The sequence below is a fragment of the Streptomyces graminofaciens genome, assembly GCF_030294945.1.
Taxonomy (GTDB): domain Bacteria; phylum Actinomycetota; class Actinomycetes; order Streptomycetales; family Streptomycetaceae; genus Streptomyces; species Streptomyces graminofaciens.
In genome coordinates this window covers 3,420,549-3,440,774 of the sequence record NZ_AP018448.1, presented here as the reverse complement: position 1 = coordinate 3,440,774, position 20,226 = coordinate 3,420,549, and the positions used below count along the sequence as shown (strand labels likewise).

Annotated in this window: 19 protein-coding genes and 1 pseudogene; 17 read left to right on the top strand and 3 right to left on the bottom strand. The window is 72.4% G+C overall.

Features of this window, described 5'->3' with window-relative positions:
- Nucleotides 1-65: 65 nt before the first annotated feature.
- The 9 genes from SGFS_RS14770 to SGFS_RS14730 all read left to right on the top strand — a co-directional run bounded on the left by SGFS_RS14770 (nucleotide 66) and on the right by SGFS_RS14730 (nucleotide 9,595).
- Complete coding sequence (locus SGFS_RS14770) at nucleotides 66-1,478, top strand: phytoene desaturase family protein (RefSeq protein WP_286250552.1); 1,413 nt, start codon at nucleotides 66-68, stop codon at nucleotides 1,476-1,478.
- A 153-nt stretch (nucleotides 1,479-1,631) separates the two neighbouring features.
- Complete coding sequence (locus SGFS_RS14765; protein ID WP_286250551.1) at nucleotides 1,632-2,630, top strand: SCO3242 family prenyltransferase; 999 nt, start codon at nucleotides 1,632-1,634, stop codon at nucleotides 2,628-2,630.
- 62 nt (nucleotides 2,631-2,692) lie between these two features.
- The gene (locus SGFS_RS14760) at nucleotides 2,693-3,550 is read left to right on the top strand and encodes a sugar phosphate isomerase/epimerase family protein (protein ID WP_286250550.1); all 858 of its coding nucleotides are present in this window, start codon (nucleotides 2,693-2,695) and stop codon (nucleotides 3,548-3,550) included.
- 54 nt (nucleotides 3,551-3,604) lie between these two features.
- On the top strand, nucleotides 3,605-4,369 hold the full coding sequence (locus SGFS_RS14755) for an EboA domain-containing protein (RefSeq protein ID WP_286250549.1): 765 nt from the start codon (nucleotides 3,605-3,607) through the stop codon (nucleotides 4,367-4,369).
- Between the two features lie 2 nt (nucleotides 4,370-4,371).
- Nucleotides 4,372-5,226: a TatD family hydrolase gene (locus SGFS_RS14750; protein ID WP_286250547.1), complete on the top strand. Its 855-nt coding sequence runs from the start codon at nucleotides 4,372-4,374 to the stop codon at nucleotides 5,224-5,226.
- Between the two features lie 10 nt (nucleotides 5,227-5,236).
- Nucleotides 5,237-6,400, top strand: coding sequence for a metabolite traffic protein EboE (gene eboE / locus SGFS_RS14745; protein ID WP_286250545.1), 1,164 nt, complete (start codon nucleotides 5,237-5,239; stop codon nucleotides 6,398-6,400).
- A gap of 68 nt (nucleotides 6,401-6,468) precedes the next feature.
- Nucleotides 6,469-7,782: an alkaline phosphatase family protein gene (locus tag SGFS_RS14740; RefSeq protein WP_434028196.1), complete on the top strand. Its 1,314-nt coding sequence runs from the start codon at nucleotides 6,469-6,471 to the stop codon at nucleotides 7,780-7,782.
- Nucleotides 7,783-7,838: 56 nt separating this feature from the next.
- Nucleotides 7,839-9,023, top strand: coding sequence for a cytochrome P450 (locus SGFS_RS14735; RefSeq protein WP_286250542.1), 1,185 nt, complete (start codon nucleotides 7,839-7,841; stop codon nucleotides 9,021-9,023).
- A gap of 62 nt (nucleotides 9,024-9,085) precedes the next feature.
- The gene (locus SGFS_RS14730) at nucleotides 9,086-9,595 is read left to right on the top strand and encodes an O-acetyl-ADP-ribose deacetylase (RefSeq protein WP_286250540.1); all 510 of its coding nucleotides are present in this window, start codon (nucleotides 9,086-9,088) and stop codon (nucleotides 9,593-9,595) included.
- A gap of 15 nt (nucleotides 9,596-9,610) precedes the next feature.
- Here the strand turns inward: SGFS_RS14730 and SGFS_RS14725 are convergent.
- A pseudogene (locus SGFS_RS14725) lies at nucleotides 9,611-9,853 on the bottom strand (VOC family protein); the annotation flags it as partial.
- Between the two features lie 305 nt (nucleotides 9,854-10,158).
- On the opposite strand from SGFS_RS14725, the gene SGFS_RS14720 reads away from it, so the two are divergent.
- Entirely contained in the window at nucleotides 10,159-10,863 is a 705-nt protein-coding gene (locus SGFS_RS14720) for a hypothetical protein (RefSeq protein ID WP_286250538.1), read from the top strand.
- A 65-nt stretch (nucleotides 10,864-10,928) separates the two neighbouring features.
- Here SGFS_RS14720 and SGFS_RS14715 read toward each other — a convergent pair whose 3' ends face one another.
- Nucleotides 10,929-11,297 carry an ArsR/SmtB family transcription factor gene (locus SGFS_RS14715; protein ID WP_286250536.1) on the bottom strand — a complete coding sequence of 123 codons (369 nt, stop codon included), beginning with the start codon at nucleotides 11,295-11,297 and terminating at the stop codon, nucleotides 10,929-10,931.
- Between the two features lie 57 nt (nucleotides 11,298-11,354).
- Between SGFS_RS14715 and SGFS_RS14710 the strand changes: the two genes are divergently transcribed.
- From SGFS_RS14710 to SGFS_RS14680, 7 genes are all read left to right on the top strand, one after another.
- The gene (locus SGFS_RS14710; protein WP_286250534.1) at nucleotides 11,355-13,343 is read left to right on the top strand and encodes a heavy metal translocating P-type ATPase; all 1,989 of its coding nucleotides are present in this window, start codon (nucleotides 11,355-11,357) and stop codon (nucleotides 13,341-13,343) included.
- A gap of 122 nt (nucleotides 13,344-13,465) precedes the next feature.
- Nucleotides 13,466-14,962 carry an AlkA N-terminal domain-containing protein gene (locus SGFS_RS14705; RefSeq protein WP_286259933.1) on the top strand — a complete coding sequence of 499 codons (1,497 nt, stop codon included), beginning with the start codon at nucleotides 13,466-13,468 and terminating at the stop codon, nucleotides 14,960-14,962.
- The gene (locus tag SGFS_RS14700) at nucleotides 14,962-15,456 is read left to right on the top strand and encodes a methylated-DNA--[protein]-cysteine S-methyltransferase (RefSeq protein WP_286250532.1); all 495 of its coding nucleotides are present in this window, start codon (nucleotides 14,962-14,964) and stop codon (nucleotides 15,454-15,456) included. Before SGFS_RS14705 ends, SGFS_RS14700 begins: the two co-directional genes overlap by 1 nt.
- 207 nt (nucleotides 15,457-15,663) lie before the next feature.
- Nucleotides 15,664-16,302 carry a hypothetical protein gene (locus tag SGFS_RS14695; RefSeq protein ID WP_286250531.1) on the top strand — a complete coding sequence of 213 codons (639 nt, stop codon included), beginning with the start codon at nucleotides 15,664-15,666 and terminating at the stop codon, nucleotides 16,300-16,302.
- A gap of 109 nt (nucleotides 16,303-16,411) precedes the next feature.
- Nucleotides 16,412-16,639 carry a ferredoxin gene (locus tag SGFS_RS14690; RefSeq protein ID WP_286250529.1) on the top strand — a complete coding sequence of 76 codons (228 nt, stop codon included), beginning with the start codon at nucleotides 16,412-16,414 and terminating at the stop codon, nucleotides 16,637-16,639.
- Nucleotides 16,629-18,020: an NAD(P)/FAD-dependent oxidoreductase gene (locus tag SGFS_RS14685; RefSeq protein ID WP_286250528.1), complete on the top strand. Its 1,392-nt coding sequence runs from the start codon at nucleotides 16,629-16,631 to the stop codon at nucleotides 18,018-18,020. The genes SGFS_RS14690 and SGFS_RS14685 overlap by 11 nt, the downstream gene beginning before the upstream one ends.
- Nucleotides 18,021-18,044: 24 nt before the next feature.
- The gene (locus SGFS_RS14680; RefSeq protein WP_286250525.1) at nucleotides 18,045-19,280 is read left to right on the top strand and encodes a cytochrome P450; all 1,236 of its coding nucleotides are present in this window, start codon (nucleotides 18,045-18,047) and stop codon (nucleotides 19,278-19,280) included.
- Here SGFS_RS14680 and SGFS_RS14675 read toward each other — a convergent pair.
- Nucleotides 19,277-20,011: an SIR2 family NAD-dependent protein deacylase gene (locus tag SGFS_RS14675; RefSeq protein WP_286250523.1), complete on the bottom strand. Its 735-nt coding sequence runs from the start codon at nucleotides 20,009-20,011 to the stop codon at nucleotides 19,277-19,279. The genes SGFS_RS14680 and SGFS_RS14675 overlap by 4 nt on opposite strands.
- Between the last annotated feature and the right edge of the window lie 215 nt (nucleotides 20,012-20,226).

The following is a 20,226-nucleotide window of genomic DNA, read 5'->3' as shown; positions in this document are numbered from 1 at the left end:
GGTGTCCGGGCATATCCTGACGGCGAGTGGCCAGTGGCTGACGAAGGGGTCCGAAGGTGCCGTCGATGCTCGACGCGGTGGTGGTGGGGGCGGGGCCGAACGGGCTGACGGCTGCCGTGGAGCTGGCCCGGCGCGGATTCTCCGTGGCGGTGTTCGAGGCGAAGGGCACCATCGGCGGGGGCGCCCGCACCGAGGAGCTGACGCTGCCCGGCTTCCGGCACGACCCGTGTTCGGCGGCGCACCCGCTGGGCGTCAACTCACCCGCGTTCAAGGCGATGCCGCTCGACCGCTACGGCCTTCAGTGGCTGCACGCCGAGCTGCCCATGGCGCACCCGTTCCTCGACGGCTCGGCGGCCGTGCTGTCCCGCTCGGTGGCGGAGACGGCCGCCTCGTTCGGGCCGCGTGACGCGGGCGCGTACCGACGGCTGGTCGAGCCCTTCCTGCCCAAGTGGGACACCCTGGCCCGGGACTTCATGTCGCTGCCGCTCAGCGCGCTGCCCCGCGACCCGGTCACCCTCGCCCGCTTCGGCCTCGCGGGACTGCCGCCCTCCACCTGGCTGATGCGCCGCTTCAAGGACGAGCGCGTGAAGGCGCTGTTCTCCGGCCTCGTCGCCCATGTCATCGCCCCGCTCGGCGGTATCGCCACCGGTGCCGTCGGCCTGGTCTTCGCGCTCGCCGCGCACGCCGCCGGCTGGCCGGTGGCCCGGGGCGGCTCCCAGGCCATCTCCGACGCGCTCGCCGCGTATCTGAAGGACCTCGGCGGCGCGATCCACACGGACTACGAGGTCAAACGCCTCGACGACCTGCCGCCCGCCCGCGCCTATGTCTTCGACACCTCGCCCACCGCGCTGGCCCGCATCGCCGGCTTCGGGCGGTTCTACGAGTCGTACCGCTACGGGGCGAGCGTCTTCAAGATCGACTACGCGCTGGACGGGCCCGTGCCCTGGACGGCCGAGGAGGCCCGCCGCGCGGGCACGGTCCAGGTGGGCGCGAGCAAGGCGGAGATCGGCGCCGCCCTCGACGCCGCCTCCCGGCACGGCCGGGCACCCGACGCGCCGTTCCTGATCACCGTGCAGCCCAGCCTCATGGACCCCACCCGCGCGCCCGAGGGCAAGCACGTGTTCTGGGCTTACGGGCATGTGCCCAATGGCTGGACGGGGGATCTGACGGACGCGATCGAGCGCCAACTGGAGCGGTTCGCACCCGGGTTCCGCGACCTCGTCCTCGCCCGCGCCACCGCGGGCCCGCCCGAATTCGCGGCGCGCAACGCGAACTACGTGGGCGGCGACATCGCCTGCGGCGCGGCCTCCGGCCTCCAACTGCTGCTGCGCCCCAAGCTCTCGCTCTTCCCGTACCACACCCCGCACCCGGCGGTCTTCATCTGCTCCTCGGCCACCCCGCCCGGCCCCGGTGTGCACGGCATGTCGGGCCACAACGCGGCCAAGGCCGTGTGGCGGCGGCTGCGACAGGAGCTGTGACGGGCCCTCAGGTGCGTAAACTTCCTTGCTGGTCAAGGCCGATCGAGTTCGCGCAAGAGGTTTTCCGTGACACGGAAAATCAAGTCACGGATTGACAAAGACCTTCACATTTTCTCCATGTGAATGTTCAAGTGACGCAGGTAAGTTGCCGCCATGAAAGATCGGAGAGCGGTACTCCGCTCCGGCTCCCGGCCTGCCGTGAGCCTGCACGACCTCGCTCAACTCGTCCGCGCACCCGCCGCCCTGAGCGTCCCCGGCGATGTGCTCGCGGGAGCGGCGGCCACCGGGCAGCCGCTGGGCGCACGGACATTCGGCGTCATGGGATCGTCCATCTGCCTCTACTGGGCCGGCATGGCACTCAACGACTACGCCGACGCCACGATCGACGCCGTGGAGCGACCCGAGCGACCCGTGCCGTCCGGCCGGGTGCCCCGCCGCACCGCCCTCGCCGTCGCCGGCGCCCTCACCGCCGGAGGCCTCGGACTCGCCGCCGTCTCGGCGGGCCGCCGGGGGCTGCTGGGAGCGCTTCCCCTCGCCGGTGCCGTCTGGGCGTACGACCTGAAGCTCAAGGCCACCCCGGCAGGCCCGGCCGCCATGGCGAGCGCACGTGTCCTGGACGTCCTCTCGGGCGCCCTCACCGCCGGGCGCGGCCGGAACCTCGGGGTCGGTACGGCCCTGCGCCGGGGTGCCGTCCCCGCCGCGCTGGTCGGCGCCCACACGTACACGCTGACCGCCCTCAGCCGCCACGAGATCTCCGGCGCCCCCGCGACGCTGCCGGTCCGGACGCTCGCCGCCTCCACGACCACGGCCCTCGCGACGGCACTCCCGGCCGTCCGCACCGCCCTCGCCTCGGCCAGGGCCGGACGCCACCCGGAGCGCCCCGCCGTCGCTCCGCGTGCGGCCGTGCCCCGGGCCGCCGTGGCCGCCGCCGGTGCCCTCGCCTACCTCGGCACCTACGGGACGGCCCAGGTACGCGCCGCACGGGAGCCCTCGGGCGAGAACGTACGACGGGCCGTCGGCGCCGGCATCCTCGGTCTGATGCCGCTGCAGGCGGCCCTCACCGCCCGCGGCGGAGCCCCGGCCACCGCGGCCGTCCTGGGTGTCGTGCACCCCCTCGCACGACGGCTCGCCCGGCGCATCTCCCCCACCTGAACCACCTGAACCACCTTCGACACCTGAACCACCCTCGGACCTCCGCAGGAGGAGCCCCCCGCATGACCCCGCCCCCCACACCCAGCGGCACACCGCTCAGATTCGGCTACGGCACCAACGGCTTCACCAACCACCGGCTGAGCGACGTCCTCACGGTCCTCGCCGACCTCGGCTACGACGGCGTCGCGCTCACCCTCGACCACGGGCACCTCGACCCGTACGCCGACGACCTCCCCCGCCGCGTGGCCGCCCTCGCGCGCGACCTCGACCGGCACGGTCTCGACGTCACGGTCGAGACCGGCGCGCCCTACCTCCTCGACCCCTGGGGCAAGCACCGGCCCACGCTGATGTCGGACGGCGCCGACCGCAGGATCGACCTGCTGCGGCGGGCCGTGCGCATCGCGGCCGACCTGGGCTCGCCCACCGTCCATCTGTGCAGCGGCCCGGCGCCGGGCGGACTGCCGGAGGAGGACGCGTGGAAGCGGCTCGCGGCGGGCATCGAGACCGTCCTGGAGACCGCGGCGGAGCACGGGGTGTCGCTGGCCTTCGAACCCGAGCCGTACATGTTCGTCGACACCGTCGAGCGCTGTCTGGACCTGGCCGAACTGGTCGGCGGACACGAACTGTTCGGGATCACCCTGGACATCGGGCACGCCCACTGTGTCGAGGAGCGGACCGTACTGGACTGTGTGCGCCTGTCCGCGCCGCGACTGCTGAACGTGCAGATCGAGGACATGCGGCGCGGTGTCCACCAGCATCTCGAATTCGGCGCCGGCGAGATCGACTTCCCGCCCGTGCTGGCCGCGCTCACCGCCATCGGCCATCGGGGGCTGGTCTCCGTCGAGATCCAGGGTGCCGCCCTCGACGCCCCTGACGTGGCCCGCCGCTCCCTGGAGTTCCTGCGCGCCGCGACGGCCTGACCAGTACCCCGTCCATCGCTCAAGCCCTTTCCTCCCACAGGAGGTTGTCCCGCCATGGCCTCACCCGGCCTGCTCACCGATCCCCGTACCACCCTCCTCTCCTGCGCGCTCGACGCGACGGCCCGCGCCTGGCTCGACGAGGCCACCGCGAAGGTCACCGGCCGGCCCGCCGCGATCCGGGCCCTGTTCCCGGCCGTCCGCAGGCGCTGCGGACACACCCGGCTGGACGAACACTGGACCGTCGACGAGGCCGCCCGCGCCGTCCTGCTCACCGCGCTGCCCCTCAGGGGCGAGGCGCTCGCCGAGGAACTGACCGGGCTCCACCGGCACGGCGACCCGGCCGAGCAGCGAGCCGTCCTGCGCGCCCTGCCCCTGCTGGACCCCGGCGCCCCCGAGGGCGCCGGCGACCTCGGCGACCTCGCCCTGCCCCTGGTCCGCGAGACCCTGCGCGGCAACGACAGCACCCTCATCGAGGCCGCCCTCGGCACGTACACGGCCGCCCGCCTCCCGGACGTCGAGTACCGCCAGGCCGTCCTGAAGTGCGTGTTCTACGAGATCCCGCTCGACCGCGTCACCGGGCTCGACACCCGCGCCGACCGCGAACTGGCCCGGATGCTCGCCGACTTCGCCCATGAGCGCGCCGTCGCCGGACGCGAGATACCCGCAGGCGTACAGCCTCTCGTCCGGGCCTTCCCGGACGTCGTCGGAGACGGACTCGCGGCCCTCGTCGACGAGTTCGCCGCCCTCCGGGCGGAGCCCGCCCCCACCCCGCACAAACCCGGTGCCGAACAGGGCTCCGACGCCAAGGAACAGGCCTGACCATGCGCATCTTCGACCCCCACATCCACATGTCCTCCCGCACCACCGACGACTACGAGGCGATGTACGCGGCCGGGGTTCGCGCCCTAGTCGAGCCCGCCTTCTGGCTCGGCCAGCCCCGCACCTCGCCCGAGAGCTTCTACGACTACTTCGACTCCCTGCTCGGCTGGGAGCCGTACCGGGCCGCGCAGCACGGCATCCAGCACTACTGCACGATCGCCCTCAACCCCAAGGAGGCGAACGACCCGCGCTGCACGCCGGTCCTCGACGAGCTGGACCGCTATCTCGCCAAGGACCGGGTCGTCGCGGTCGGCGAGATCGGCTACGACTCCATGACCCCCGAGGAGGACGAGGCACTCGCCCGCCAGCTCCAGCTCGCCATCGAGCACGAGCTGCCCGCCCTCGTGCACACCCCGCACCGCGACAAGGCCACGGGCACCCGCCGGACCCTGGACGTCGTACGCGAGTCGGGCATCGCCCCCGAACTCGTCGTCCTCGACCACCTCAATGAACTCACCGTCGGCATGGTCCTAGACAGCGGCTGCTGGGCGGGCTTCTCGATCTACCCGAAGACCAAGATGAGCGAGGACCGCATGGTGTCGATCCTCCAGGAGCACGGCACCGACCGCGTTCTCGTCAACTCGGCGGCCGACTGGGGCCGTTCGGACCCGCTCAAGACCCGCAAGACGGCCGACGCCATGCTCGCCGCCGGCTTCGACGACGACACCGTGGACAAGGTCCTGTGGCGCAACCCGGTCGCCTTCTACGGGCAGAGCGGCCGCCTCGACCTCGACGAACCCAAGCCGGACGAGGAGTCGAGCTTCGAGGGCAACTCCATCCGCCGCGGCGGAGCGTGAGGAACGGCCCATGCGATTCCGGCACCCGGACGGCACCACCGTCCACCTCGGCTACTGCAGCAACGTCCACCAGGCGGAGGACCTGGAGGGCGTCATCGCCCAACTCGCCGAATACGCCGAGCCCGTACGCGACCGCCTCGGCGTCGACCGGCTCGGCATCGGGCTCTGGCTCGCCCGCGGAGTCGTCACCCGACTCGTAGACGAACCAGGGGAGTTGCGGCGACTCAAGAACGAACTCGCCGCACGCGGCCTGGAGACCGTCACCCTCAACGCCTTCCCCTACGCCGGGTTCCACCGCGAGGTCGTCAAGAAGGACGTCTACCTGCCCGACTGGGCGGACGAGGCACGCCTCGCCCACACCCTGGACTGCGCCCGCGTGCTCGCCGAACTCCTCCCGGACGACGTCGAGCGCGGCAGCATCTCCACGCTCCCGCTGGCCTGGCGGACCCCCTGGCCCGCCGAGCGCGCCGAGACCGCCCGCCGCGCTCTGGACCGGCTGACCGCCGGGCTCGCCGGAATCGAGTCCGACACCGGCCGCCGTATCCGGGTCGCCTTCGAACCGGAGCCCGGCTGCGTGGTGGAGACCACCGCCCAGGCCGTACGGGAACTGCGCGGCCTCGACCCGGACCGGCTCGGCGTCTGCCTCGACGCCTGCCACCTCGCCGTCCAGTTCGAGGAACCCGGCGCCGCCCTGACCCGCCTCGCCGACGCCGGGCTGCCCGTGGTCAAACTCCAGGCGTCCTGCGCGATCGAGGCCGCCGACCCGGCCGACCCCGCCGCCCACGCGGCCCTGCGCCGCCTCGCGGAACCCCGGTTCCTGCACCAGACGCGTACGGCCCCGGCGGCCGAGGAGCAGGTGCGGGGAGCCGACGATCTGCCGGACGCCCTCGACGGTGAGCTGCCCACCGACACCGGGCCCTGGCGCGTCCACTTCCACGCCCCGCTGCACGCCGATCCCGAACCGCCGCTGCGCACGACCGCCGACCAGCTGAGCCAGGTCCTCACCGGACTGCTCGGCGGGGCCTCGGCCGCCTGCGACCACATCGAGGTCGAGACCTACACCTGGTCCGTCCTCCCCGAACCGCCCGCCGACCTCGCCGGTGGCATCGCCGCCGAACTCGCCTGGGCCCGCGACCGGTTGACCGGCCTCGGCCTCAAGGAGGACCACCTGTGAGCACCACCCCCGTGAACCGGCTCGTCGTCCTCGACATCGTCGGCCTCACCCCCAAGCTGCTGAAGCACATGCCCGCCGTGGCCGCCCTCGGCGACCGCGGCTTCCGGGCCCGGCTCGACCCCGTACTGCCCGCCGTCACCTGCACCGTCCAGTCCTCGATCCTCACCGGCGAGGCGCCCTCCGGGCACGGCGCCGTCGCCAACGGCTGGTACTTCCGCGACCTCGGCGAGATCATGCTGTGGCGCCAGCACAACGCGCTCGTCGGCGGCGAGAAGATCTGGGACACCGCCCGCAAGTCCGCCCCGGACTACAAGGTCGCGAACATCTGCTGGTGGTACGCGATGGGCGCCGACGTCGACCTCACCGTCACCCCACGGCCCATCTACTACTCGGACGGCCGCAAGGAACCCGACTGCTACACCTGGCCACCGTCCCTGCACGACGAACTGACCGACCGGCTCGGCCCGTTCCCCCTGTTCACCTACTGGGGCCCCAACGCGGGCCTGCCCTCCACCCAGTGGATCCTCGGCGCCGCCCGCCAGGTCTTCGACGAACACAACCCCGACCTCACCCTCGTCTACATCCCCCAACTCGACTACGAGCCCCAGCGCACCGGCCCCGACTCGCCCGGGACGATCGCCAACGCCCGCCAACTCGACGACGCCCTGCGCCCGTTGATCGACCACTTCCTGAACGAGGGCGCCACGGTCGTCGCGCTCAGCGAGTACGGCATCACCCCCGCCTCCCGTCCGGTCGACATCAACCGCGCCCTGCGCTCCGCCGGACTGCTCGACGTCTACACCCAGGACGGCATGGAGTACCTCGACCCGTGGACCTCACGGGCCTTCGCCGTCGCCGACCACCAGATCGCCCACGTCTACGTCCGAGACCCGGCCGACACCGCCGAGGTCGCCAAGATCCTCGACGGACTCGACGGCGTGGACCAGGTGCTGGACGCCGACGGCAAGGCCGCCCACGGCCTGGACCACGAACGCTCCGGCGAGCTGGTCGCGATCGCCGACCCCGACGCCTGGTTCACGTACTACTACTGGCTCGACGACGACCGCGCCCCCGACTTCGCCCGCCAGGTCGAGATCCACCGCAAGCCCGGCTACGACCCCGCCGAGCTGCTCTGGGACGAGACGGTCCCCGCCGTGAAGCTGCGCGCGGTGGGCCAGGTCGCCCGCAAGAAGCTGGGGCTGCGCTACCGCATGCAGACCGTCCCGCTCGACCCGGCCGGCGTCAGCGGCAGCCACGGCCGACTCCCCGACCACCCGGACGACGGCCCCGTACTGCTGTGCTCGGCGCCGGACGGGGCCCGCGAGGCGTACGCGGCGACCGAGGTGAAGTCCCTGCTGCTCGGACTGGCCGGCCTCGACTAGCCCCACCCAGCCCCCACCCACCCCCCGCACAGAACACAGAGCAAGGACCCCCCACATTGACGACCTACCCACCCCTGCCCACCACCCGGCCGCTGCTCGACCCGCCGCCGGAGTACGCCAAGTGGCAGGCCGAGGAGCCCGTCCGCAGGGTGGCGCTCTGGGGTGACAACAGCCCCTGGCTGGTCACCCGGCACGAGCACGCCCGGGCCGTCCTCTCCGACGCGCGCTTCAGCGCCGACGGCACGCGCGACGGCTATCCGGGCCTGCGCCCGCAGCCCACGCCGCGCGCTCCCGGCCAGATCTTCATGATGGACCCGCCCGACCACACCCGGCTGCGGCGCATGCTCATCCCCGACTTCACGTTCCGCCGCGTCGAGCAGCTGCGGCCCGCCGTCGCCCGGCTCTGCGACGGGCTGATCGACACGATGACGGCCGACGGGGCCACCGGCACCGACTTCGTCGAGTCGTTCGCCCTGCCGCTGCCGTCCCTCGTGATCTGCGAGCTGCTCGGCGTGCCGTACGAGGACCACGACTTCTTCCAGCGGCAGGCCCGCGCGTTCATCAGCATCGCCACGAAACCCCAGGAGGCGCTGGCCGCGCGTACGGCCCTGTACGGCTATCTCGGCGAGCTGCTGGCCCAGCGGATGAAGGAGCCCGCCGACGATCTGCTGTCACGGCTCGCGACGGAGCGGGTGGCGACCGGCGAGGCCACGGCGGAGGAGGCCGTCGGGATCTCGTTCGTCCTCCTCCTCGCGGGACACGAGACGACCGCGAACATGCTCGCCCTGTCGCTCGTCGCCCTGCTGCGAAACCCGGAGCAGCTCGCCGCCCTGCGCGCGGATCCGGGGCTGTGGCCGGGCGCGGTGGAGGAACTGCTGCGGTACCTGACCGTGGTGCACGCCGGTATACGCCGGGTCGCCACGGCCGACGTGGAGGTGGGCGGCGTCCTGATCCGCGCCGGCGAGGGCGTGATCGTGTCCCTCCAGGCGGCCAACCGGGATCCCGCCGCCTTCACCGACCCCGACCGGCTGGACGTGACCCGCGACGCGGACCGACACCTCGCCTTCGGCCACGGCCTGCACCAGTGTGTGGGTCAGTCCCTCGCCCGCGCCGAACTCCAGATCTGCCTGCCGGTGCTCTTCACACGTCTCCCGGAACTGCGCCTCGCCGCAGCACCGGAGGATTTCGCCCTCCAGGCGTCCGCCGTGCACGGAATGAGGTCCCTGCCCGTCGAGTGGTAGCGGCACCGGCCGGGCCGATATTCACCGCCTCGCAGGGCCCGACGGCTGATATAGAGGCGAGCATGACCACCATCACCCTCGTCCAGGGCGACATCACCCAGCAGTCCGTCGACGCCATCGTGAACGCCGCGAACTCCTCCCTCCTGGGCGGGGGAGGAGTGGACGGCGCCATCCACCGGCGCGGCGGCCCCGCCATCCTGGAGGACTGCCGCAGACTGCGCGCCTCCCGCTACGGCAAGGGCCTGCCCACCGGCCAGGCGGTGGCCACGACGGCGGGCGCACTGGACGCCCGCTGGGTCATCCACACCGTGGGCCCGGTCCACAGCCAGAGCCTGGACCGGTCCGCCCTGCTCGCCTCCTGCTACCGCGAATCCCTGCGCGTGGCCGACGAGCTGGGCGCCCGCACGGTCGCCTTCCCGGCCATCTCCGCTGGCATCTACGCCTGGCCGCTGGACGACGCCGCCCGGATCGCGGTGGAGACCGTACGGGCCACCGAGACCTCGGTCGAGGAGGTCAGGTTCGTCCTCTTCGACGAGCGGGCGTACGGGGCGTTCGCGGCCCAGGTCCGCTGAGGGAAGCCCTGCCGGTCAGCCGTCCGGGATCCCGGGCTCGCTCAACGCCCGCACCGTGACCTCGGGGCGAACCAACGACCGTGCCCCCAGCCGGAACTGGTCGAGCCTGTCGACGACGGTCTGGCCGACCGGCTTGTGGCCCCAGACGCTGATGCCCTGGTGGGTGGCGGGCTCCCAGGTCGTCTCGTCGACGACGATCGGGTTCCAGCCGATCTCCCACTCGGAGCCCGAGGTGGTGCGGGCGTAGTACGACAGCTGGAGGTGGTCTCCAAGGTGTTCATCGTCGGCCTGCCAGGAAGTCGGCGCACAGCCCGTCGAACAGCTTGGCGCGTTCCGCCGGGCCCCGAAGGAGGCGCGCCCGGCGCGGACCGACCTGTCCTCGAGACCCTGACGGCCCAACGGCGACACGGTGTCGAACAAGGGCGTACGCCAGGTGAAAAGCGGCTGTTCAGCACGGCCCTGTCGCGGAACTGCGGCCCGGGCCGCGGCGAGTGATCGGTTGCGGCGTACCGGGCCGCCTCTCACGGTGAGCGCATAGGACTGCAGCATCGAAAGGAACGTTCATGCGCGCCCTCGTCTCGCCCGGCCTCCTCGTGCCGCCCCTGGTCTGCGCCGCGCTGGTCCTCGGGCCGGTCGGCACCGCCGCCGCATCGGTCGACGCGGGCCCGCCGGCTTCGGGTCGGACGGCCCTGAGCCACCTCGACGACGTGGACGACGCCGAGTGGTCCGACGCCGAGTGGGACGCGCTGTGGTCCGACATCGACTCCGGCATGGAGTCCGACCTGTCGTGGTCGGACGCCACGTTCGACACGTCGTGGTCGGAAGCCCGGCTGGACGCCCTCCTGGCACAGCTCGACGCGCTGGACGAGCTGGACGAGCTGGACGACGAAGGCGCACTCACCCCGCTGCTGGACGTGATGACATCCCTCGTCGAACGCGGCGGCAGCCGTCTGGCACCGACCGAGGCGGCACGGTACGCGAAGGACCTGGAAGCGGCGAACACCAAGGTCCAGCAGCGGCTGCGCGACCTCGACAGCACGGCCCTGCGGCACACACGCCGCTCGCCCGCTCCGACCGCGGACCCGGTCACGGACGTCGTGGGCTCGCTCCAGACCGCCGTCCAAGACCTGACCGACGCGTTGACGACCACACTCGACCTCGGCGAGGTACTGGACGCGGTCACCGGCCTCCTGGACCCCATGATCGGCACGGTCACCGGCGTCCTCGGCGGCGTGCTGGGCGTTCTCCCCCCACTGCCCGCGGAGTAGGCGCTACAGGCCCGACCGGCCCGACCGGCCGACGCCCCCGAACCGCCGCAGCCCACCCGCGTCTTTCAGTCGGCCTCGGCCACGTCGCTGATCCCCAGCCGCAGATGCTCCACGTGGTACACGGCCTGGTCGAGGAGCTCGGCGACATGGTGGTCGTGCAGCGCGTACACCACGGAACGGCCGCGCCGCTCGCCCACCACCAGCCCCAGATTGCGCAGCAGCCGCAGCTGATGGGAACACGCCGACTGCTCCATGCCGACCTCGGCGGCCAACTCCGTCGCGGGCAGCGGGCCTTCCCGTAGCCGGGCGAGGATCAGCAGGCGGGAGGGGGTGGAGAGGGCCTGCAGCGTGGTGGCCACCTTGGCGACATTGGCCGCGTCGAGGCGCACGCGAGGGGTGTCGTCCTGCGCGGTGGTGACGGCTCCATGACCCATGGCGGATATCTTACCCACCGCACATGAAGGCATGAACGCGTCTTCATGTGTTCCTGTATGGTGGGCCGGGTGTCCGCCACCCTCACCCCTTCACCGGTCCGTCGTACGCCCACGACGGCGGCCCCGCGCCGCCGCACCCGCCTCCTCGCCCTGCCCGAGGCTCGCTGGGCGCTGGCCTCGACCGTCGCCTTCCTGCTCGCGCTCCCCCTCGACCTCGCCGGCGCCTCCGCCTGGCTGTACGGCCCGCTCTATGCGATCGCCTACGCGGCCGGCGGCTGGGAACCCGCCCTCGAAGGCCTGCGCGCGCTGCGGGAGAAGAGCCTCGACGTCGACCTGCTGATGATCGTCGCGGCCCTCGGCGCCGCCGCGATCGGCCAGGTCCTCGACGGCGCCCTGCTGATCGTCATCTTCGCCACCTCCGGCGCACTGGAGGCCCTGGCGACCGCCCGTACCGCCGACTCGGTACGGGGCCTGCTGGACCTGGCGCCCACGACGGCGACCAGGCTCTCGGCGGACGCCACGGAGGAGGTGGTACCGACCCATCAACTCGCCGTCGGCGACGTCCTGTTGATCCGTCCAGGCGAACGCGTCGGCGCCGACGGCCGGGTCCTCAAGGGCGAGAGCGAGGCCGACCAGGCCACCATCACCGGCGAACCCCTGCCCGTCCCCAAGACCCCCGGCGACGAGGTCTTCGCGGGCACTCTCAACGGCACCGGCGCGCTGCGCGTCCGCGTCGAACGCGACCCCGCCGACTCGGTGATCGCCCGCATCGTGACCCTCGTCGAGGAGGCCTCCCGCACCAAGGCGCCGACCCAGCTGTTCATCGAGAAGATCGAACAGCGGTACGCCGTCGGCGTCGTGGCCGCCACCCTCGCCGTCTTCGGCATCCCCCTCGCCTTCGGCGCGGACCTCACGGACGCGCTGCTCCGCGCCATGACCTTCATGATCGTCGCCTCGCCGTGCGCGGTGGTCCTGGCCACCATGCCGCCCCTGCTCTCCGCGATCGCGAACGCCGGCCGCCACGGCGTACTGGTCAAGTCGGCCGTCGCGATGGAACGGCTGGGCGAGATCGATGTGGCCGCCCTCGACAAGACCGGCACCCTCACCGAAGGCACCCCCGAAGTCACCGCCGTACGACCGCTGCCGGGCTCCGGCCTCGACGAGGACGAACTGCTCGCCCTGGCCGCGGCCGCCGAGCACCCGAGCGAGCACCCGCTGGCCCGGGCGGTGGTGGCCGCCGCCGGCCTGCGGGGGCTGAGGGTGCCCGCCGCCGAGGAGTTCGCGGCCACGCCCGGGCGGGGCGTGCGGGCCACCGTCGAGGGGTGTGTGGTGACGGTGGGGCGGCCGAGGTCGTACGGCGAGGCCGCCGACGCCGACGGGACGACGGTGCTCGTCGAGCGGGACGGAGTCCCGGTCGGAACCGTCACGCTGACGGACCGCCTCCGGCAGGACGCGCCGGTCGCCGTGACGGCGCTTGCCACCGCGACCGGTAGGGCCCCTGTGCTGCTGACCGGCGACAACCCGGCCACTGCGGCACGGATGGCCGCGGAAACCGGTATCACCGACGTACGGGCCGGGCTGCTGCCCGAGGACAAGGTGGATGCCGTACGGGAGTTGCAGCGGGGGGAGGGGAAGGTGTTGTTCGTGGGGGACGGGGTGAACGACGCGCCCGCGCTGGCGGCGGCGCATGCCGGTGTGGCGATGGGGCGGGCCGGGTCCGATCTGGCGCTGGAGACCGCGGATGCGGTGGTCGTGCGGGACGAGTTGACGGCGATTCCCGCGGTGGTCCGGCTGTCCCGGGCGGCTCGGCGGCTGGTGGTGCAGAACCTGGTGATCGCCGGGGTGTGCATCGCCGTGCTGGTGGTGTGGGATCTGGTGGGGCATCTGCCGTTGCCGCTCGGAGTGGCCGGTCATGAGGGGTCCACCGTGCTGGTGGGGCTCAATGGGCTTCGGCTGCTGCGGGAGGGTGCGTGGCGGCGGGCTGCTGGTTCGCCCGATGGAGAGGCGCATCAGATCTGTGGGCGGCTGCGGGTCCGAGGCGGCTGATCGCGCGGTTCCCCGCGCCCGTTGATGGAACCCCGGCGGCTACGAGGTCAGCCCACGTCGATGTCGGATTCTCGCCAGCCCGCGCCTCTCCCGTCCCCGATCCTTGAACCATGCGGAACGGGATGTACAGCGATGTCGAGCGGTGTGTGCGGGCCGTGCAGTCGAAGGACGCGCGGTTCGACGGGTGGGTGTTCACCGCGGTGCTCACGACGCGGATCTACTGTCGGCCGAGTTGCCCGGCCGTGCCGCCGAAGCCGGAGAACATGACGTTCTACCCGAGCGCGGCCGCCTGCCAGCAGGCCGGGTTCCGGGCGTGCAAGCGGTGCCGCCCGGACAGCAGCCCGGGCTCGCCCGAGTGGGACCAGCGGGCCGACCTGGTGGCCCGCGCCATGCGGCTCATCGGGGACGGGTTGGTGGACCGCGAGGGCGTGCCGGGGCTCGCGCGGCGGCTCGGCTACAGCACCCGGCAGGTGGAGCGGCAACTCCTCGCCGAGCTGGGCGCCGGGCCGCTCGCGCTCGCCCGGGCCCAGCGCGCGCAGACCGCGCGGCTGCTGATCGAGACGACCCCGCTGCCGATGGCGGAGATCACGTTCGCGTCCGGATTCTCCTCGATCCGCACCTTCAACGACACCGTGCGGGAGGTCTTCGCGCTCTCGCCGAGCGAGCTGCGGGAGCGGGCGGCACGGTCCGCCGGGCGTCGGCCCGACGTCCCGGGCACCCCCGGCGTACTGAGCCTCCGCCTGCCCTTCAGGGCCCCGCTCAACCCCGACAACCTCTTCGGCCACCTCGCCGCCACCGCCGTACCCGGCGTGGAGGAGTGGCGCGACGGCGCGTACCGGCGCACGCTCCGGCTGCCGTACGGGCACGGAATCGTCGGCCTCACTCCGCAGCCCGACCACATCGGCTGCCGGCTCACCCTCAGCGATCTGCGGGACCTGCCCGTGGCCATCAGCCGCTGCCGCCGCATGCTCGATCTGGACGCCGACCCGGTCGCCGTCGACGAGCAGCTGCGCGGCGACCCGGTCCTCGCGCCGCTGGTGGACAAAGCGCCGGGGCGCCGGGTGCCGCGTACGGTCGACGAGGCGGAGTTCGCCGTACGGGCGGTGCTCGGCCAGCAGGTGTCCACGGCCGCCGCCCGCACCCACGCGGCCCGGCTGGTCACCGCGCACGGCGAACCCGTCGACGACCCCGGGGGCGGCCTCACCCACCTCTTCCCGACCCCCGAGGCTCTCGCGGCCCTCGACCCCGGGACCCTCGCGATGCCCCGCACCCGGCGGAACACGTTCACCACCCTCGTCCGTCGACTCGCCGACAACGAACTGCACTTGGGCGTGGACAGCGACTGGGCCGAGACCCGCTCCCGCCTCCTCGCCCTCCCCGGCTTCGGCCCCTGGACCGCCGACGTCATCGCCATGCGCGCCCTCGGCGACCCCGACGCCTTCCTCCCCACCGACCTCGGAGTCCGCCGCGCGGCGAAGGAGCTGGGCCTGCCGTCCACACCGGCCGCGCTCACCGCACACGCGGCGGCCTGGCGCCCCTGGCGGGCGTACGCGGTCCAGTACCTGTGGGCGACCGACAGCCACCCGATCAACTTCCTTCCAGGACAAGGACGTTCATGATGAGCCAGCCCAAGCGGCACACTGTGGTCGACAGCCCCTACGGCCCCCTCACCCTCGTCGCCGCCGACGACGGCATCCTGTGCGGCCTCTACATGACCGAACAGCGCCACCGCCCACCGGAGGAGACCTTCGGCGTACGCGACCACAGCCACTTCGCCGAGGCCGAGGAACAGCTGGAGGCCTACTTCGCGGGCGAGTTGAAGGAGTTCACCCTCGAACTCCGCCTGCACGGCACCCCGTTCCAGCAGTCCGTCTGGGAGCAACTGCGCCGCATCCCCTACGGCGAGACCCGCTCGTACGGCGACCTGGCCGAGGCCCTCGGCAACCCGGGTGCCTCCCGCGCGGTCGGCCTCGCCAACGGCAAGAACCCCATCGGCATCATCGTCCCCTGCCACCGAGTAGTCGGCGCGAGCGGCGGCCTCACCGGCTATGGCGGCGGCCTGGACCGCAAGAAGCGCCTCCTGGACTTCGAGAGCGGCTCGGCGCTCTTCTAGGGCCTGTAGCCGAAATCCTGCCCGCCCCGCGAACGCCATGAGGCCTTGGTGATCGCGACGGCCTCGCCGACGACCACGGGGGCGAGCCGCTCGCCAGCCATGGCCTGTATGGCGCACTGCGGTCTTCCTCCCGAGTGACCCCGGTGGCGCGAGTCCGTGGATCGCTGGTGTCTGTAGGAAGGAGGACCAGGCAGAAAGCGGGAGACCATGGAGCGAAAGCACGAGCGCCTCGCGACACCCTGGGCCGCCGGGGTGGCCGGGGTCGTGTTCGCGATCCTGATGGCCGCGGCGATCGTCCTGATGCGCATCGCTCTGCCCGCCGGCGCCGGTGGGGACGACGCGACTGTCGGTGCCGGACAGCGCGGCACCGTGCGGACGGCGCTGGCGCTGCTCCCGTTCGCCGGGATCGCCTTCCTGTGGTTCATGGGCGCCCTGCGCGAGCAGGCCGGCGAGGGCGAGGACCAGTTCTTCTCCACCGTGTTCCTGGGCAGCGGCCTGATCTTCGTCGCCACCCTGTTCGGCGCCGCCGCGGCGGCCGCAACCGTGCTCGACGAGAGTCAGCAGCACTCTCCTTTCGGCCGGCACTTCGCCTACGCCTTGCTGACCACGTACGCCATGCGGATGGCGGCGGTGTTCATCATCACGACCTCGACCATCGGCCGCCGACGTGGCGCCCTCCCGCGCCCGCTCGTCGTCCTCGGCTATCTGGCGGGCCTGACGCTGCTCGTGGTGGGAGCGAACCTGCCCTGGTCCGAACTTGTCTTCCCGGCCTGGGCCCTGGTCCTCAGCCTGAACATCCTGTGGGGCCGGCGCCCCGCCCGCCCGCAGCCGCCCCCGTCGACCTGAGCCGACCGCACCGCTGACTCGAACGGCCTCCTTCTCGTCGCCGCATCCCGTCCGGCCACCGAGGGTGGTCGTAGGGGGCTTGACCGGGCCATTGGAGAGGACCGATTCCGTGGTAAGGATTGCCGTCGACCTGAACCGCTGTCAGGGGTATGCGCAGTGCGCGTTCCTCGCCCCCGAGATCTTCACCATGCACGGCGAGGAGGCGCTGCTGTACGACCCGGAGGCCGCCGAGGCGCAGCGCGCGAAGCTGGCCCAGGCCGCCGCGGCCTGCCCGGTCCAGGCCATCCTCGTCGACGCCGTGGACGTACCGGCCGAGGCGGTGTCCGGTGCTCGGTGACGGATCCCTTGAACGGCTCAAACGCGAGGGCCGCATCGTCGTCGTGGGCGCCTCGCTGGCCGGGCTGCGCGCTGCCGAGACCCTGCGGGCCGAGGGCTTCGTGGGCTCCCTGACCATGATCGGCGACGAGCCCCACGAGCCGTACGACCGGCCTCCGCTCTCCAAGCAGGTGCTGCTGGGCAGGGCGGCCGCCGACCGCACAGCGCTGCCAAGGCTCCGTTCGGTCGACGCGACCTGGCGGCTGGGTGTCCCGGCCACCGGCCTGGACATGGCCGCACGGCGGGTGCGGCTGGCCGACGGCGACGACGTGCCGTACGACCGGCTGCTGATCGCCACGGGCGTTCGGGCGCGACCGTGGCCGCGCGAGGCCGAGGCGGAACTCGACGGTGTCTTCGTCCTGCGGACCGCCGACGACAGCGCCGCGCTCGCCCGGCGGCTGGACGCGGGACCCAAACGGGTCCTGGTCATCGGGGCCGGGTTCACCGGCTCGGAGATCGCCTCCGCCTGCCGCGAGCGCGGCTTCCCGGTCACTGTCGCCGAGCGCGGCGCGGCGCCTCTGGTCGGCGCTCTCGGCGGGGTGGTCGGCGCGGTGGCTGCCGAGATGCAGCGCGAGCACGGTGTGGACCTGCGGTGCGGGGTCATGGTGACCGCTCTGGAGGGCGATGCCTCGGGACGGGTGCGCGCCGCGCTTCTGTCCGACGGCTCCACCGTGGAGACCGACGTGGTGATCGTCTCGCTCGGCGCCACCCGCAACACCGGATGGCTCGCCGGATCCGGACTGGGGGCAGGCCCCCGAGGCATCGCCTGCGACGCCGGCTGCCGCGCCTTCGACATCCGCGGAATCGTCACCGACGACATCTATGCGGCGGGCGACGTCGCACGCTGCCCGCACCCCCTGTTCGGCTACCAGTTCCTGTCCCTGGAGCACTGGGGCAACGCCGTCACCCAGGCCCGGATCGCGGCGCACAACATGATCAGCGAGAGCACCGACCGCATCCCCCACATGGAGGTGCCGGCCTTCTGGTCCTCGCAGTTCGGAGTCAACATCAAGTCGGTCGGGGTGCCGTCGCTGGGGACGGAGATCCTCATCTCGCAGGGATCGCTCAAGGACCACCGGTTCCTCGGCGTCTACGGGTATCAGGGGCGCGTCATCGGCGCGGTCGCCTTCGATCACGCCCGATGGCTGCCGTTCTACCAGGAGCTGATCGAGACCACCGCGCCCTTCCCGCCGTCGTTCCCCACGGTCGACCGGCGCTCGGACGGACAGCGGCCGATCGACGCCGACTTCCCCGATCCTTCGGTCCCCACTCACGGCCCCACCGTGACCCTCGGCGGATACTCGCCGGCCGACCGCCGGATGACGTTCACCCCCGCGCACTGACCCGTACGGCCACGAGGACTCGCCATGACGCAATCCTTGCTGCACCAGATCCTGGACCACGCCAACCGCGCCAACCCGTACCCGATCTACGAACAGCTGCGGAAGACGCCGGTACACCACGAAGACGGCGGGCCGTACGTCATCAGCACCTACTACGAGATCCGCAGCCTCCTGCACGATCCCCGGATCAGCTCCGACGCCCGCAATCTGGCCTCCACCGCCCGCGACCCGCTGGCCGAGCCGGCCCGGGAGGAGAGCGCCCTGCCGCCCGGGTTCCTGCGGCTCGACCCGCCGGAACACGACCGGCTGCGACGCATGACGAACCGGCCCTTCGGCCCGCCGCACTCCCCGCACCGGGTCGACGGGATGCGCGGAGAGCTCCACGACATCGTCTCCGGGCTCATCGACGGCATCGGCGACCCGGGCCGGATCGACCTGGTGGAGCAGTTCTCGTACCCCTTCCCGGTGACCGTGATCTGCCGGCTGCTCGGGGTGCCGCGCGAGGACGAGGCGCGCTTCCACACCTGGGCGGACACGCTCGCCGCGAGCCTGGACCCCGACCCGGACGCGGATCCCACGGAGCGGGGCAAGGGCGCGCACGACGCCCGGATGCAGTTGGGCATGTACCTGGCCGGCCTGATCGAGGAGCGCCGCAGGAATCCCGGCGAGGACATGCTCTCCCAGCTGGCGACGGCCAAGGGCGAGGACGGCGCCATGACGACGATGGAGCTGCTCAGCACCGCGGCGCTGCTGTTGATCGCGGGGCACGAGACCACCGTCAACCTCATCACCAACGGGATGCTGACCCTGCTGCGCCATCCCGACGTCCTCCAGCGGCTGCGCGAGGATCCGCGGCTGGCCGTGCCCATCGTGGAGGAGTTGCTGCGCTTCGAGCCGCCGGTGCAACTGGTGCCACAGCGCACCACCCTCGCCGACATCGAGGTCCGCGGCGTCACCATCCCGAAGGGCGCCTCCCTCTGGCTGGTTCTGGCGTCCGGCAACCGCGACCCCCAGCGCTTCGAGGACCCGGACCGTTTCGACCCGGATCGCAGGGACATCCAGCACCTCGGCCTGGGCAGCGGCATCCACAGCTGCTTCGGCGCACCACTCGCCCGGCTGGAGACCCAGTTCGCCCTGTCGGAACTGGCCCGGAGGCTGGAAAACCCACGTCTGCTGGAGGACCCGCCCCCGTACCGGCAGAACGCCGTGCTGCGCGGGCCGCGGCATCTGTACGTCTCTTGCGACGGGATTCGCCCTTAGGGGTGCTCCGTGCCGAGCTCCCGCAGAATCCTCGGCAGCGCCGTGCCGATCGGTTCCCGTACGACTTCGTCGGCGAGTTCGTCGTACGGGGTCGGATCGGCGTTGACGATGATCAGACGGGCCCCGTGGTCGGCGGCGATCCCGGCGAGCCCGGCGGCGGGCTGGACCTGGAGGGTCGTGCCGACGGCGATGAACACCTGGCAGGCCTTGGTGATCGCGACGGCCTCGCCGAGGACCACGGGGTCGAGCCGCTCGCCGAACATGATCGTGGCCGACTTGAGGATGCCGCCGCACGTCAGGCACGGCGGGTCCTCCTCGCCGGCCGCGACGCGGGCGAGGGCGTCCTCCATGGGCGCACGGGCATGGCACTTGGTGCACACCACGGACCGTGCCGTGCCGTGCAGTTCGAGGACCTTGCGGGCTGGCATCCCGGCGAGCTGGTGCAGCCCGTCCACGTTCTGGGTGATCACCCGTACCGGCACCCCGGACCGCTCCAGCTCGGCCACGGCCCGGTGCGCGGCGTTCGGCTCCGCCTTCAGCGTCCGGTTCTGCCGCCGCATCTGCCAGGAGCGCCGCCGGATCTCCGGGTCGCCCATGTAGTACTCGTAGGTCACGAGCTTCTCGGCCTCCGGGTCCCGCCGCCACAGCCCGTTCGGGCCGCGGTAGTCCGGGATGCCGGAGTCGGTGGAGATACCGGCGCCGCTGAGGAGAGCGACGAGGGGCTTGGTCATGAGCCGACAGTAGGACTCCTGTCCGCTCGAACGCGAACGGATATGCCCGCCCCGAAGCCTCGCCCGAAGCCCTGCCCCCCGAAGCCTGCCTCCGAAGTCGCGGCGGCCTGACCCGTCCGCATGCCCCGCAGTCCCTCGTCGGCAGAGAGCCGACCGTCCATACTCCCCACTCGGTCCCGGCACAGAACCCGGTACGCCGGCCGCGTACGCCCTCG

Excerpts from the sequence above, each read along its gene's own strand:
- SGFS_RS14750 (WP_286250547.1), top strand. The coding sequence starts at position 4,372 with ATGCGCATCTTCGACCCCCACATCCACATGTCCTCCCGCACCACCGAC.
- SGFS_RS14705 (WP_286259933.1), top strand. The coding sequence starts at position 13,466 with ATGTACAGCGATGTCGAGCGGTGTGTGCGGGCCGTGCAGTCGAAGGAC.
- SGFS_RS14715 (WP_286250536.1), bottom strand. The coding sequence starts at position 11,297 with ATGGGTCATGGAGCCGTCACCACCGCGCAGGACGACACCCCTCGCGTG.
- SGFS_RS14675 (WP_286250523.1), bottom strand. The coding sequence starts at position 20,011 with ATGACCAAGCCCCTCGTCGCTCTCCTCAGCGGCGCCGGTATCTCCACC.
- SGFS_RS14695 (WP_286250531.1), top strand. The coding sequence starts at position 15,664 with ATGGAGCGAAAGCACGAGCGCCTCGCGACACCCTGGGCCGCCGGGGTG.
- SGFS_RS14770 (WP_286250552.1), top strand. The coding sequence starts at position 66 with ATGCTCGACGCGGTGGTGGTGGGGGCGGGGCCGAACGGGCTGACGGCT.
- SGFS_RS14740 (WP_434028196.1), top strand. The coding sequence starts at position 6,469 with ATGCCCGCCGTGGCCGCCCTCGGCGACCGCGGCTTCCGGGCCCGGCTC.
- SGFS_RS14710 (WP_286250534.1), top strand. The coding sequence starts at position 11,355 with ATGGTGGGCCGGGTGTCCGCCACCCTCACCCCTTCACCGGTCCGTCGT.
- SGFS_RS14765 (WP_286250551.1), top strand. The coding sequence starts at position 1,632 with ATGAAAGATCGGAGAGCGGTACTCCGCTCCGGCTCCCGGCCTGCCGTG.
- SGFS_RS14680 (WP_286250525.1), top strand. The coding sequence starts at position 18,045 with ATGACGCAATCCTTGCTGCACCAGATCCTGGACCACGCCAACCGCGCC.
- SGFS_RS14700 (WP_286250532.1), top strand. The coding sequence starts at position 14,962 with ATGAGCCAGCCCAAGCGGCACACTGTGGTCGACAGCCCCTACGGCCCC.
- SGFS_RS14755 (WP_286250549.1), top strand. The coding sequence starts at position 3,605 with ATGGCCTCACCCGGCCTGCTCACCGATCCCCGTACCACCCTCCTCTCC.
- eboE (WP_286250545.1), top strand. The coding sequence starts at position 5,237 with ATGCGATTCCGGCACCCGGACGGCACCACCGTCCACCTCGGCTACTGC.
- SGFS_RS14730 (WP_286250540.1), top strand. The coding sequence starts at position 9,086 with ATGACCACCATCACCCTCGTCCAGGGCGACATCACCCAGCAGTCCGTC.
- SGFS_RS14720 (WP_286250538.1), top strand. The coding sequence starts at position 10,159 with ATGCGCGCCCTCGTCTCGCCCGGCCTCCTCGTGCCGCCCCTGGTCTGC.
- SGFS_RS14760 (WP_286250550.1), top strand. The coding sequence starts at position 2,693 with ATGACCCCGCCCCCCACACCCAGCGGCACACCGCTCAGATTCGGCTAC.